Annotated in this window: 10 protein-coding genes; 7 read left to right on the forward strand and 3 right to left on the reverse strand. The window is 75.2% G+C overall.

The features are described from left to right. The first annotated feature begins 23 nt into the window (after positions 1-23). From ID554_RS11880 to ID554_RS11910, 7 genes are read left to right on the forward strand one after another with little or no spacing between them, the layout of a single operon-like run. Positions 24-5792, forward strand: a complete 5769-nt coding sequence (locus ID554_RS11880; RefSeq protein WP_117230684.1) for a type I polyketide synthase — start codon at positions 24-26, stop codon at positions 5790-5792. Position 5793: 1 nt separating this feature from the next. Next, positions 5794-6243, forward strand: coding sequence for an acyl-CoA thioesterase (locus ID554_RS11885; RefSeq protein WP_117230683.1), 450 nt, complete (start codon positions 5794-5796; stop codon positions 6241-6243). Then, positions 6236-6799, forward strand: a complete 564-nt coding sequence (locus tag ID554_RS11890; protein ID WP_223884551.1) for a flavin reductase family protein — start codon at positions 6236-6238, stop codon at positions 6797-6799. Before ID554_RS11885 ends, ID554_RS11890 begins: the two co-directional genes overlap by 8 nt. Beyond that, positions 6796-7359, forward strand: coding sequence for a hypothetical protein (locus tag ID554_RS11895; protein ID WP_158573832.1), 564 nt, complete (start codon positions 6796-6798; stop codon positions 7357-7359). The genes ID554_RS11890 and ID554_RS11895 overlap by 4 nt, the downstream gene beginning before the upstream one ends. Then, a complete protein-coding gene (locus tag ID554_RS11900) occupies positions 7356-8054 on the forward strand; it encodes a copper resistance CopC family protein (RefSeq protein WP_158573831.1) in 699 nt (232 codons plus the stop codon). The genes ID554_RS11895 and ID554_RS11900 overlap by 4 nt, the downstream gene beginning before the upstream one ends. 26 nt (positions 8055-8080) lie before the next feature. Then, positions 8081-8941, forward strand: coding sequence for a class I SAM-dependent methyltransferase (locus ID554_RS11905; RefSeq protein ID WP_117230681.1), 861 nt, complete (start codon positions 8081-8083; stop codon positions 8939-8941). 28 nt (positions 8942-8969) lie between these two features. Beyond that, positions 8970-9512: an EF-hand domain-containing protein gene (locus ID554_RS11910; RefSeq protein ID WP_117230680.1), complete on the forward strand. Its 543-nt coding sequence runs from the start codon at positions 8970-8972 to the stop codon at positions 9510-9512. Positions 9513-9567: 55 nt separating this feature from the next. On the opposite strand, the gene ID554_RS11915 is transcribed toward ID554_RS11910, so the two are convergent. The 3 genes from ID554_RS11915 to ID554_RS11925 form a co-directional block, all read right to left on the reverse strand. Beyond that, positions 9568-10911: a cytochrome P450 gene (locus ID554_RS11915; RefSeq protein WP_117230679.1), complete on the reverse strand. Its 1344-nt coding sequence runs from the start codon at positions 10909-10911 to the stop codon at positions 9568-9570. Positions 10912-10996: 85 nt separating this feature from the next. Next, on the reverse strand, positions 10997-11542 hold the full coding sequence (locus ID554_RS11920; RefSeq protein WP_117230678.1) for a pyridoxamine 5'-phosphate oxidase family protein: 546 nt from the start codon (positions 11540-11542) through the stop codon (positions 10997-10999). Between the two features lie 73 nt (positions 11543-11615). Then, positions 11616-12725, reverse strand: a complete 1110-nt coding sequence (locus tag ID554_RS11925) for a DegT/DnrJ/EryC1/StrS family aminotransferase (protein WP_117230677.1) — start codon at positions 12723-12725, stop codon at positions 11616-11618. Positions 12726-13433 lie beyond the last annotated feature (708 nt).

Genomic DNA, 13433 nt, shown 5'->3' on the forward strand with positions numbered 1-13433 from the left:
CGCACAACCCCAGGAGTGACGACATGAGCAGAATCGCGGTCGTCGGCATGAGCTGCCGCTACCCGGAAGCCGATTCGGTGGCCGACCTGTGGCGCAACGCCCTCAGCGGACGCCGCGCGTTCCGCCGGCTGCCGCCGGAGCGGATGAGCCTGGAGGACTACTGGGACGCCGACCCGTCCACCCCGGACCGGTTCTACAACCGGCACGCCGCCGTCATCGAGGGGTACACGTTCGACCGGATCCGGCACCGGATCGCCGGCAGCACCTACCGCTCCACCGACCTCACCCACTGGCTGGCGCTGGACGTGGCCGGCGAGGCGCTCGCCGACGCCGGCTGGCCGGATGGCGCCGGGCTGCCCCGGGACCGTACCGCGGTGGTGGTCGGCAACACCCTCACCGGCGAGTTCTCCCGCGCGAACGTGCTGCGGCTGCGCTGGCCGTACGTGCGCCGGGTGCTGGCCGCCGGGCTGCTCGAGCAGGGGTGGCCCGACCGGCGGATCGCGGAGTTCCTCGCGATCACCGAGGAGCGGTACAAGAGCCCGTTCCCGCCGATCGACGAGGACACGCTCGCCGGTGGTCTCTCCAACACCATCGCCGGGCGCATCTGCAACCACTTCGACCTGGGCGGCGGCGGCTGGACGGTGGACGCCGCCTGCGCCTCCAGCCTACTGTCGGTGGTGACCGCCGCGCGCGCCCTGGCCGTCGGCGAGGTCGACGTGGCGGTGGCGGGCGGGGTGGACCTGTCCATCGACCCGTTCGAGATGGTCGGCTTCGCCAAGGCCGGCGCGCTGGCCCGCGACGAGATGCGGGTGTACGACGAGCGGTCGCAAGGGTTCTGGCCGGGCGAGGGCTGCGGCATGGTCGTGCTGATGCGCCACGACGACGCGGTGGCGCAGGGGCGCCCCGTGCACGCGACGATCGCCGGCTGGGGCGTCTCGTCCGACGGGCGCGGCGGGATGACCCGCCCCGAGGCGCACGGCTACCGGCTGGCGCTGGACCGGGCGTACCAGCGGGCCGGCTTCGGCATCGGCACGGTCCCGCTCTTCGAGGGGCACGGCACCGGCACGGCCGTCGGCGACGCCACCGAGCTGCGCGCCCTCTCCGCCGCCCGGCGTGACGCCGGGGCCACCGACCCGGCCGCCATCGGCTCGATCAAGGCGCTCATCGGGCACACCAAGGCCGCCGCCGGGGTGGCCGGGCTGATCAAGGCGACCATGGCGCTGCGGCACGCGATCGTCCCGCCGACCGCCGGCTGCGCCCGTCCCCGCGCGGAGCTGACCGCAGCGGACCGTACGCTGCGCGCCGCGCCGGTGGCCGAGCCGTGGCCGGACAGCGCGCCGCTGCGCGCCGGGGTCACCGCGATGGGCTTCGGCGGGATCAACACCCACCTGGTGCTGGAGGCCGGCCCGTCCGCCGTGCCGGAACGCATCCGGCGGCAGCATCTGCGGCTGGCCCGGCACACCCAGGACGCCGAGCTGCTGCTGCTCGACGCGGCCGACCCGGCGGCGCTGCGGGAACGGGTGGCCGCGCTGCTGCCCCCGCTGGCCCGGCTGTCGTACGGCGAGCTGACCGACCTGGCCGGCGCCCTCGCCGGTGAGGTACGCGGCCGGCCCGTGCGGCTCGCGGTGGTCGCGACCTCCCCGGCGGAGGCGGTGGACCGGTTCGAGCGTGCCCTGGCGGCGCTGGACCGGGGCGAGGAAGAGCTGTTCGCCGACGGGCTGGCGCTGCGGCGTACGCTGCGCCCGGCCCGGCTCGGGTTCCTCTTCCCCGGTCAGGGCTCCGGCCGTGGCGTCGACGGAGGCGCGCTGGCCCGGCGTTTCCCGGCCGCCGCCGAGGTGCACCGCCTGGCGGCGCTGCCGGCCGACGCGGACCCGGTGGCCACCGAGGTGGCCCAGCCGCGCATCGCCGCCGGCTCCCTGGCCGGCCTGCGGGTGCTCACCGAACTGGGCGTCGAGGCACGGGTGGCCGTCGGGCACAGTCTCGGCGAGATCACCGCGCTGCACTGGGCCGGCACCGTCGACGCGGAGGCGCTGCTGCGGATCGCCGCGGCGCGCGGCGCCGTCATGGCCGGTTGCCGGGAACCGGGCACGATGGCCGGCATCGCCGCCGCCGACACCGCCACCACCCGGCTGATCGGCACCGAACCGGTGGTGGTGGCCGGTTACAACGGGCCCCGGCAGACGGTGGTCGCCGGCCCGTCCGGCGCGGTCCGGCGGGTGTGCGAGCGGGCCACCGAGGCCGGTGTGCACTGGGCGGACCTGGCCGTCTCGCACGCGTTCCACTCCCCGCTGATGGCGTCGGCGGCCCGCGAGTTCGGCGACTGGCTGGAAGGAGTCCGGTTCGCCCCGCCGCGCCGGCCGGTGGTCTCCACCGTCACCGGCGCGGAGCTGACCTCCGGCACGGACCTGGCGGCGTTGCTGCGCCGGCAGATCACCGAACCGGTGCGCTTCGCCGCGGCGGTCACCGAGGCCGGCAAGCGGGTGGACGTGCTGGTCGAGGTCGGCCCCGGCCAGGTGCTCGCCCGGATGGCCCGGGAACTGGTCGACGTGCCGGTGTTCGCCACCGGCACCGACGCGCCGACGCTCGCCGGGTTCCTCGGCACTGTCGGCGCGCTCTGGACGCTGGGTGCGCCCGTCGACCACGCCGCGCTGGTCAGCGACCGTCCGATCCGTCCGCTCGACCTGGCCGCGCGGCGACGCTTCTTCGCCAGCCCGTGCGAGGCCGCGCCCGCGGTCGTCGTGGCGGCGGCCCGGGCCGAGGGCGGGACCACACCGGCGGCCGGCGACACCGGGCGACCCGCGACCGGCGACGCGCAGGCCGGGCCGGCCGCCGATCCGCTGGCCGTGCTGCGTCGGCTGGCCGCGTCCCGCGCGGAGCTGCCCGCCGAGAGCGTCGGCGCGGACACCCGGCTCCTGGACGGCCTGCACCTCAGCTCGATCGCGGTGGGACAACTGGTCAACGAGGCCGCCCGGGAACTCGGGCTGCCGGCGGTGCAGGCGCCGACGAACTTCGCCACCGCCACGCTGCGGGAGATCGCCGACGCGCTGCGGGAACTGGACCCGGCCACCGCGCCCGCCGACCGGCGGGTGGACGGCGTCGCCGCGTGGGTGCGCGGCTTCACCGTCGAGCTGGTCGAGGAGCCGGTGGAGCGGATCACCGCCGGTCCCACCGGAGCGGGCGGCTGGCGGTTGTACACGCCGGCCGGGCACCCGTACGCGGAGGCGCTGCGCGACGCGCTGGCCGGGGCGGGCGTCGGCGGCGGCGTGCTGCTCTGCCCGGGCGAGGAGGTGGACCCGGACCTCGCGCTGCGCGCCGCCCAGGCGGCGGTGGCCCAGCCGCCGGGCAGCCGCCTGGTGGTCGTCCAGCACGGCCGGGGGGTCGCCGGGCTGGCCCGTACCGCCCGGCTGGAGGGTGACGACCTGCACGTGACGCTGGTCGAGGCCGCCCCCGTCGACGACCTGGTGGACCGGGTGGCGCGCGAGGTGGCGGCCACCGACGGGTACGCCGAGTGCCACCTCGGCCCGGACGGCCGGCGGCGGGTCCCCCTGCTGCGGCCGCTGCCGCCGCCCGGCCCGGCACGCCCGGGTTCGGACGGCCCGCCGCTGCGGCCGGACGACGTGCTGCTGGTGACCGGCGGCGGGAAGGGCATCACCGCCGAGTGCGCGCTCGCCCTGGCCCGGGACACCGGGGCGCGGCTGGCGCTGCTGGGGCGGGCGGACCCGGCCGCGGACCCGGAGCTGGCCGCGAACCTGGCCCGGATGCGGGAGGCGGGGGTGCGCCTGCGGTACGTGCGCACCGACGTCACCGACCCCGAGGCGGTACGCGCCGCGGTGGCGGAGGTCCGCCAACACCTGGGTCCGGTCGCCGGGATCCTGCACGGTGCCGGGGTCAACCGGCCGGCCGCCCTCGGCGCGTTGGATGCACGGACCCTGCGCGCCACCGTCGCGCCCAAGGTGGACGGCCTGGCCAACGTGCTCGCCGCGGTCGAGCCGGACGGGCTGCGGCTGCTGGTGGCGTTCGGCAGCGTGATCGGGCGCGGCGGCCTGCCCGGGGAGGCGCACTACGCGCTGGCCAACGACTGGCTGGCCCGGCTGACCGCCGAGGCGGGCCGGCGCTTCCCCGGATGCCGCGCGGTCTGTCTGGAATGGTCGGTGTGGTCCGGCGTCGGCATGGGCGAACGGCTCTCCGCCGTCGAGTCGCTGCTGCGCGCCGGGATCACCCCGATCCCGCCGGACGAGGGCGTCCGCCTGCTGCGCCAGGTACTGGCGCTGCCCCGGCTACCCGCCTCGGTGGTGGTCACCGGCCGTACCGACGGGCTGGACACGCTGCGCCACGAGCGGCGGGAGCTGCCGCTGCTGCGCTTCCTGGAACGCCCGCTGGTGCAGTACGACGGCGTGGAGCTGGTGGTCGAGGCGGACCTGTCGGCCGAGAGCGACCCGTACCTCGCCGAGCACGACCTCGACGGCAACCTTCTGCTGCCCGCGGTGCTCGGCATGGAGGCGATGGCGCAGGTGGCCACCGCGCTCAGCGGCGCCACCGGCGTGCCGGTGCTGACCGGCGTCAGCTTCCCCCGGCCCGTGGTGGTGGCCCGCGGCGGGCGCACCACCGTCCGGATCGCGGCCGTGCAGACCGAGCCGGGCGTGGTGGAGGTGGCGATCCGCAGCGACGAGACGGGCTTCGCGGCCGACCACTTCCGGGGCACCGTCCGCTTCGAGCCGGACGAGGGCGACCGGGAGGCGCCGGGCGTGACCGGCGGGCTGCCGCCGGTGCCGCTGGAGCCGCGCCGGGACCTCTACGGCGACCTGCTGTTCCAGGGTGACCGGTTCCGCCGGCTGGTGTGCTACCACCGGGTCGCGTCCCGGCGGGCCGAGGCGGACGTCGCCACCACCGAGGATCTGCGCTGGTTCCACGCGTTCCTGCCGCAGCGGCTGCTGCTCGGCGACGCGGGCGCCCGGGACGCCTTCCTGCACGGCATCCAGGTCTGCGTACCGGACGCGACGCTGCTGCCGGTGGGGGTGGACCGGGTGGAGCCGGCCGGGCCGAAGCTCGCCGCCACCGAGCAGGTCCGCTTCGTGGCGGTGGAGCGGGAGCACCGCGACGACACCTACCGGTACGACGTAACGGTCCTCGGCGCGGCCGGGGTGGTGGTGGAACGCTGGCTCAGTCTGCGCCTGCGCGCGGTGCGTCCCCGCCCGGCCGGCCTGCCGTGGCCGCCGGCGCTGCTCGGACCGGCGTTGGAGCGGCGGCTCGGCCGGCTGCTCGACGCCGACCTGGCGGTGGTGGTGGAGCCGCGTCCGGACGGGAGCGGCGGGGCACGCCGGGAGGTAACCGCCACCGCCGTCGGCCGGGCCGTGGGACGGCCGGTGCGGCTGCGGTACCGGCCGGACGGTCGGCCGGAGGAGGTCAACGGCCGGCACGTCTCCGCCGCCCACAGCGAGGGCGCGAGTCTGCTGGTGGCCGGCACCGGGCCGCTCGCCTGCGACCTGGAGGTGGTCCGGCCACGGCCCGCCGAGGTCTGGGCCGACCTGCTCGGCCGGCACGCCGGGCTGGCCGGGCAGATCGCCGCCGACCTCGGCGAGGACGCCGACGTCGCCGCCACCCGGGTCTGGTGTGCCAAGGAGTGCCTGGTCAAGGCGGGGCTGCCGGTGGACGCCCCGCTCACGGTGACCGGTGCCGACGGCGAGTGGGTGCTGGTGCGCAGCGGCCGGGTCACGGTGGCCACCGGCACGGTCCGCATGACCGGCGAGCCACAGCTGGTGGTCGTCGCCGTCCTCACCGCGACGGGGGTGTGACGTGTCCGCCTGGTACGAGTACCGCCACGTGGTCGGCTTCGAGGAGACGAACCTCGTCGGCAACGTCTACTACGTCAACTACCTGCGCTGGCAGGGCCGCTGCCGGGAGATGTTCCTGCGCGAGCACGCCCCGGCGGTGGTGGACGACCTGCGCGCCGGGCTGAAGCTGTTCACGCTGCGGGTCGACTGCGAGTACCTCGCCGAACTCGACGCGTTCGACGAGCTGCGCATCCGGATGAGCCTGACCGAGCTGACCCAGACGCAGCTCGGCCTGGCCTTCGACTACCTGCGCGACGGCGCGGGCGGGCTGGTCCCGGTGGCCCGGGGCCACCAGCGGATCGCCTGCATGCGGGAGGTCGCCGGGCAGGTGGTGCCGACCCGCGTGCCGCCGCCGCTGGTGCGGGCGCTGGCGCCGTACCGGGCTGCCGAGGGGGTGTCCGGCCGTGCCTGAGCGGGCCGTGGACATCCCGCCGGCCGCCGCGGCGCTACGGACGGTGCTCGGCGAGTTCGTCACCGGCGTGACGGTCCTGACCGTGGGCGGTCCGCTGCCGCACGGGATGACGGCGAACTCGTTCACCTCGGTGTCGCTGGACCCGCCTCTGGTGCTGCTCTGCGTGAGCCGGGACAGCCTGATGTCCGCCTGCCTGGCCGACGCGGACGGGTTCGGCATCTCCGTCCTGGCCGCCGGGCAGGAACACCTGGCCCGGCACTTCGCCGACCGGCGCCGGCAGCCCGGGCACGCGCAGTTCACCAGCGTCGGCTGGTCGCCGGGCGAGCGGACCGGCGCGCCGCTGCTGCACGGGGCGCTGGCCTGGCTGGAGTGCCGGCCGTGGCGCTGCCACGACGGCGGCGACCACGTGATCGTGGTGGGCCGGCTGGTCGCCGCGCGCACGGCCGCCGACAGCGACGCCCTGATCTTCCGGCGGGGCCGGTTCGACAGGTACGGGAACCCCCGCCCGGCCGCCGGCCGCCGGCACATCCAACCGCTCCTGAAGGAGGCGCAGTGACCCTGTCGGAGAAACGCGACACCGGCGCTTCGGGGCTCGATCTGAACGGCAGCCGGCACCGTGCGGCCCTGCAGATCTTCCTCGTCATCGTCATCGCCCACTGGGCCGAGCACCTGGTGCAGGCCGCCCAGATCTGGGTGTTCGGCTGGTCCCGGCCGGAGGCCCGGGGCGTACTCGGCATGCCGTTCCCGTGGCTGGTGGAGAGCGAGTGGCTGCACTACGGGTACGCGCTGGTCATGCTCGCCGGTTTCTGGCTGCTGCGCGGCGGCTTCGTCGGCCGTGCCCGCACCTGGTGGACGGCGGCGCTGCTGATCCAGGTGTGGCACCACCTGGAGCACCTGCTGCTGCTGTTGCAGTCGCTGACCGGCAGCAACCTGGCCGGGCAGCCGGTGCCGACGAGCCTGCTGCAACTGGTGGCGCCCCGGGTGGAGCTGCACCTGTTCTACAACGCGGTGGTGTTCCTGCCGATGGTGGTGGCGATGTACCTGCACCGCACGCCGCTCGCCGACGAACTGGCCCGGATGCGGTGCAGTTGCCGCCGGGTGGCCGAAGTCCGGTGAGGCGCCGGCCGGGGCTGAGGTGGCTGGCGGCGGGCCTGCTCACGCTGCTCGCGCTCGGCCTGGCCGCGCTCACGGTGGCGGCGCAGCTGCGGCCGGCGCGGTTGGTGAGCACCGACCCGCCGGCCGGCGCCCGGCTGACCACGGCGCCGACGTCGGTGACGCTCACGTTCAACGGTCCGCTCGACGGCGAACGCACCCACGTCTGGCTGGTCGGGCCGGGTGGGGCGTTCGCCGCGACGGGCGCGCCCCGCTACCGCGGCGACGGCGTCGAGCTGCCGGTCACCGTCGCCGGTGACGGGCGCTACCGGGTCGGCTACCACGCCCAGCTCGCCACCGGGCAGACCGCCACCGGCGTGGTCCCGTTCACCGTCGCCGCCGGGCTCGTCGCGCCGCCGCGGGCGGCCCCGGCCGTGTCCCCGCCGGTCACCGCGCCGCCGGACGGGTCCGCCGGGGGCGGCCACCACGCGGGTACGGGCGGAGCGGCCGGACTGGCCCTGTTGCTGGCGCCGGTGGTGACCGGAGCGGTCCTGCTGGTGCTGATGGCGCGGGGACGGCGTGACCGGCCCGCCGGCGGCTCGCCCGGGTCGGCGGCCGGTTCCCGGCCGGGCGGGCGACGGCGGGCCTGGGTGCTGCGGGAACCGGAGGACGCCGACGACCGGCCGGCCGACCGCGAGCCGGCCCGGCCGGGCGGGTGACCTGACGGACCACAGGAGGAGGAGCGATGTCCGTATCGACAGATGCCGCCGCCGTGAAGGCCGAACAGCGGCGGACCTGGGACGCCGTCAGCGACGGCTGGACCCGCGAGTGGGAGACGTTCGAGCGGGGCGGTGCCGCGCTCACCGCGCGGCTGCTGGCCCTGGGTGGCGTACGGCCGGGGCACCGCGTCCTGGACGTCGCGACCGGTCCCGGGGAGCCGGCGCTCAGCGCCGCCGACGTGGTCGGCCCGGCCGGCACCGTCACCGGAGTCGACCTCTCCCCCGCCATGCTCGCCGTGGCCCGCCGCCGCGCCGCGGGCCGGCGCAACGTCAACTTCCTCGTCGCCGACCTGGAGACGGTGGAGCTGCCGCCGCGCGCGTTCGACGTGGTGCTCAGCCGGCTCGGCCTGATGTTCGCCGTCGACCCCGGCGCCGCGTTCGGCCGGATCGCCCGGCTGCTCGTCCCGGGCGGCGTGCTCGCCGCGGCGGTGTGGGCGTCACCGCCGCGGGTGCCGCTGATGTCGCTCGGGTACGGCGTGCTCGCGCGCCGGCTGGACCTGCCGTCCGGGCCACCGGACGCGCCCGGCCCGTACCGCCTCTGCGGCCCGGAGGCGCTGGCGGCCGGGCTGACCGGCGCCGGCCTGCGCGACGTGACCGTCGAGGAGTGCCCGGTCCCGTTCCGGTTCCACGACCCGGCCGAGTACGCGCGGTTCACCCGGGCGGTGGCGCCGCCACCGGTACGCCGACGGGTCGACGCGCTCGACCCGGCCGGGCGGGACGCGCTCTGGGCGGAGGTGGCCGCCGCCGCGCGGGAGCGCGTGGGCCCGGACGGACCGGTCGACCTGACCTCGACCGCGCTCACCGTCCGCGCGGTCGCCCCGCACTGACCGATTTCACGCGAAGAAAGGGACCGAGATGACCACCGAACTGCAACGCCGCAAGCTGGAGAAGGTCTTCGCCTCGTATGACGCCGACGGGGACGGCGTCATCGACGGGCTGGACATCACCGCGATGGCCCAGATGTGGTGCGACACGTACGGCGTCGCGCCGTACTCGCCGGGCTGGCGGCGGATCCACGGCGCGGCGGCCCGGATGTGGCGCGGGATGCGCGGCAGCGACGGGCCCGACGGCGAGAAGCGGGTGACGGTCGCCGAGTGGGTGGCGTGGGCCGACAAGCCGGAGTTCCCGGAGTTCGTGACGAGCGCGGCGGTGCCGTTCAGCCTGGCCGTGTTCGACGTGGCCGACGCCGACCGGGACGGGCGCATCAACCACGCGGAGATGTTCGCGGCACAGAGCAAGAGCGGCATGCGGTCGGAGGACACCCAGCGGATCTTCGACCGGCTCGACACCGACCGGGACGGCTACCTCACCAGCGAGGAGTACGGCCGGGCGGCGCACGAGTTCTACCTCAGCGCCGACCCGGACGCGCCGGGCAACGTGATCGCCGGGGAACTCTGAGCCGCCGGACGCCCGGCCGCCGGTCCCGGTGGGCCGGTGGCCGGGCGTCGTCCGGTCAGCGGGTACGGCGGCGTGCGGTCATCGGCAGCGCGTCGACCGGCATGGTCATGGCCGGCACGGGCTTCGGCTCGTGGCCGGGCACCGGCTCCAGCCGCCAGCGGGCGGCGATGCTGGCCAGCGAGACGATCATCTCGGTCCAGGCGAACTGGTCGCCGATGCAGCCGTGCACGCCGGTGGCGAACGGCATGAACGCGCCGCGTGGCAGCCCCCGGGCCCGCTCCGGCAGCCACCGGTCCGGGTCGAAGCGCTCGGGCTCGGGGTAGATGCGCGGGTTGTGGTGCACGGCGTGGAAGCTGTAGAGCACGTCCGAGCCGGCCGGGATGAGGTAGCCGCCCAGTTCGGCGTCGCGGGCGGTGACCCGGTTGTTGAACAGGCCCTGGGTGCGCAGCCGCAGCGTCTCGGAGAGCACCTGGCGGGTGTACTCCAGCGACGCCACGTCGGCGTAGCCGGCGGCCCGTCCGTCGAGCACCCGGTCGACCTCGGCGTGCAGGCGTCGCTGCACCTCGGGGTCGGCGCCGACGTGGTGCAGCGCCCAGCAGAGCGTGTTGGCGATGGTGTTGCTGCCGGCGATGAAGAACGTCATCACCTCGTCGTGGACCTGCTCGTCGCTCATCGCGGGCCGGCCCTCCTCGTCGCGGGCGAAGAGCATCATCGACAGCAGGTCGCCGTGGTCGGTGCCGGCCGCGCGGTACTCGGTGATGACCCGCCGGATGGTGGCCCGCAGGTACTCGGCGGCGGCGTCGTAGTCGCGGTTGGCCTGGGTGGGCAGGCGGGTCAGCACGCCGGTCACGTCGGTGATTCGGCGGAACAGTCCGCCCAGGACGGTGGTGGTCGCAGCCATGAACCGGGCGCGGTCGAGACGCGGGTCACCGGCGAAGACGACCTCGACGACGTTGCTGAGGGCCAGCTCGTCCATCTCCGTCTCGACCGCGAGGCGCTGGCCGTCGCGCCAGGAGTCGAGCTTGCCGGCGACCGTCCGGCTCATCAGCTTGGTGTAGTGGATGACCTTGTTGCGGTGGAAGGCGGGCTGGATCAGCGCCCGCTGCCGGCGGTGGAACTCGCCCTCGGAGATGCCCAGGCCGTTGCCGAACATGGACCGGAAGCGGTCGGTCATCGGCCCGCCCCGGACGAAGGTGTCGCCGTCGCGGAGCAGCTCGCGCATCAGGGTCGGGTCGTTCACCACGTACGCCGGGCGCTTGCCGAGCGCGATGGTGACGACCGGCTCGCCGGACTGGAGTTCGAGCAGGAACTCGGCGGGTCGTCGTTTCATCTGCAGGCCGTGCCCGAGCACGGGCAGGCGGCCGGGCGCCGACGCGGGTGTGCGCAGGGTGCTGGTCATGGTGCGTTCCCTCGGTGTCGGGCCGCGCGGTTCGCCGCGTCGGCGGTGACGGGCCGGCCCGGGTGCTACGGCGGCCCGGTCGGGATCAGCGGGAGAGCAGCGCGCCGGTGGACGCGGGCCGTCCGGCGGTGTGCCAGACCCGCGACGAACTGATGGTCTGGCCGTTGGCCAGGTCCTGAAGGGTGATCTGGACCCGCCAGGGGTCGAACTGGAGCACCTCGAAGCCGGCGTCGGTGGGGCCGTCGGGCCAGACCGCGTACGGGTCGAAGCCGCGCTGGGTCGCCTCGGCGGCGACCAGGTCCCAGACGTGGCGTTTGGTGTCGCCCGGCTCCAGCCAGGTGGCGCGGCAGTCGACGAAGACGGCGTCGTGCGCGGGCGTCCAGTAGCTGCACGAGACGTACGGGTTGCGGGCCAGGTGGGCGGTCTTGACCGGGGTGCGGGAGGTGCTGACCCAGCCGGTCGGGCCGGCGTCGCCGACCTCCCAGGAGACGTGCATGATCCGGCTGCGCGGCCGGTCACGTCCGTCCACAGTGGTGACGGTGCACCAGCCGATCTCGGTGGTGAGCCGCAGGAAGTCGTCACGGAGGTCGGCGAAGTCGCCGACCGGGGTGCTGAACGTGGAAGGCTCCATGTCGAGATGGTAGATCCGCAGGAGCGCGGTTTGCTAAATGATTCTCAATTCTTGCGGTGCCCGGCGTGGGACTTCAGCCGGCCCGCAGGACCTTGCGCAGCGCGTCGATCACCCGGTCCTGGGTGTCCGCGTCCAGCGACGGGTACATCGGCAGCGAGAAGATCTCCCCGGCCAGCCGCTCGGTGACCGGCAGTGACCCGTCGGAGTAGCCGAGGTGGGCGAAGCCGCGCATGGTGTGCACCGGCCAGCGGTAGCTGACGTTCAGCTCGATGCCGTGCGGGCGCAACTCCTCCAGGATCTCGTCGCGCCGCGGGTGCCGCGCGACGTAGAGGTAGTGGACGTGCTCGTTGCCGGGCGCGGTGACCGGGAGGGTCAGTCTGGTGCTGGCGAGCCCGTCGTCGTAGCAGCGGGCGATCGCGCGGCGGGCGGCGATGTAGCGGTCCAGCCGCCGCAGCTTGCGGCGCAGGATCTCCGCCTGCACCTCGTCCAGGCGGCTGTTGCGGCCGGGTGTCTCCTCGACGTAGTAACGGTCCTCCATCCCGTAGTACCGCAGCCGGCGCAGGCGCCGCTCCACGTCCGGGCCGGCGGTGATCGTCGCGCCGCCGTCGCCGTACGCGCCGAGCACCTTGGTCGGGTAGAAGGAGAAGGCGGCGGCGTCACCGAGCGACCCGACCACGCGGCCGTGGTGGCGCGCGCCGTGTGCCTGCGCGCAGTCCTCCAGCACCGCGAGGCCGTGCGCGGCGGCGAGCGCCCGCAGCGGCACCATCTCGACGCACTGCCCGTAGAGGTGCACCGGGAGCAGCACCCGGGTCCGTGCCGTGATCGCGTCGGCGACCTGGTCGACGTTCATCAGGCAGGTCGCCTCGTCCACGTCGACGAAGACCGGCACCGCGCCCACCGCGTCGATGGCGAGCACCGTCGGCGCGGCCGTGTTGGCGCCGGTGACCACCTCGTCGCCGGGGCGTACGCCTAGCGCCCAGAGGGCCAGCGAGATGGCGTCGGTGCCGTTGGCCACCCCGACGCAGTGCGGTACGCCGTGGTAGGCGGCGAACTCCCGCTCGAAGCCGCGCACGCTGTCGCCGAGCACCAGCCGGCCGGAGGAGAAGACCTGTTCCACGGTGCCGAGGACGTCCTCGCGCTCACTCTCGTACTCGGCCAGGTAGTTCCAGACTCCGACGGTCATGGCGGCGGACCTCCCCGGGGGCGTCGTCGCCGCGGTGCCTCGCCCCGGCAGTGGCGCCACCCCGGCGGGGTGCGCGAACACCCTTGCCCGGAAAGCCTTCGGAGCCTGCCTGACCTGCCAGGACATCGGCAGTTGTCGACCATCCCGGCGCCTTCCGCCATCGATGGAAATTGCACGGAGTGGATCTCCCCACAGTCGATTCCTTGTCAATTGACAATTGCAATTCGCATAGTAGGCCCGCTGCCGCAGGCCCCGCTCCCCGGCACTCGCCGTCCCCCTGGACCGCGACGCCTGACGTGTTCCGGCCTCAATCCCGCACGTGACCATGAGGACGTCCATGCCCCGTCGACAACTGCGTGGCCCGCTCCGGCGGGCCGCCCACATCGGAGTGGTCGCGCTCGGCGCCGTCAGTAGCGGCCTGGTGCCGCCCCCGGCCGCGGCCGGGGCGTCCGTGCGACAGGTCACCTCCACCGTGACCGGCAGCGACGGCCGGCCGTACCGGATCACCAATCACCTCACCCACACGGCCCAGGCCGCCGAGCGGGCGGGCGCGCCCGCCCGCCAGTGGCTGCTGGTCTGGACCGGCGACGCCGCGCCCGGCTCCGACGGCAAGCCCGACCCGGACTCCCTCGCCGTCGTGGACGCCACTCCCGGCGCCCCCGACTACGGCCGGGTGGCGAACACCGTCACCGTCGACTCGGTCTTCGG

This window comes from Micromonospora craniellae, from assembly GCF_014764405.1.
GTDB classification, from domain to species: Bacteria; Actinomycetota; Actinomycetes; order Mycobacteriales; family Micromonosporaceae; genus Micromonospora; species Micromonospora craniellae.

Bases quoted from the DNA above. Each gene is read 5' to 3' on its own strand.
- ID554_RS11920 (WP_117230678.1), bottom strand. From the start codon at position 11,542: ATGGAGCCTTCCACGTTCAGCACCCCGGTCGGCGACTTCGCCGACCTC.
- ID554_RS11915 (WP_117230679.1), bottom strand. From the start codon at position 10,911: ATGACCAGCACCCTGCGCACACCCGCGTCGGCGCCCGGCCGCCTGCCC.
- ID554_RS11880 (WP_117230684.1), top strand. From the start codon at position 24: ATGAGCAGAATCGCGGTCGTCGGCATGAGCTGCCGCTACCCGGAAGCC.
- ID554_RS11925 (WP_117230677.1), bottom strand. From the start codon at position 12,725: ATGACCGTCGGAGTCTGGAACTACCTGGCCGAGTACGAGAGTGAGCGC.
- ID554_RS11910 (WP_117230680.1), top strand. From the start codon at position 8,970: ATGACCACCGAACTGCAACGCCGCAAGCTGGAGAAGGTCTTCGCCTCG.
- ID554_RS11905 (WP_117230681.1), top strand. From the start codon at position 8,081: ATGTCCGTATCGACAGATGCCGCCGCCGTGAAGGCCGAACAGCGGCGG.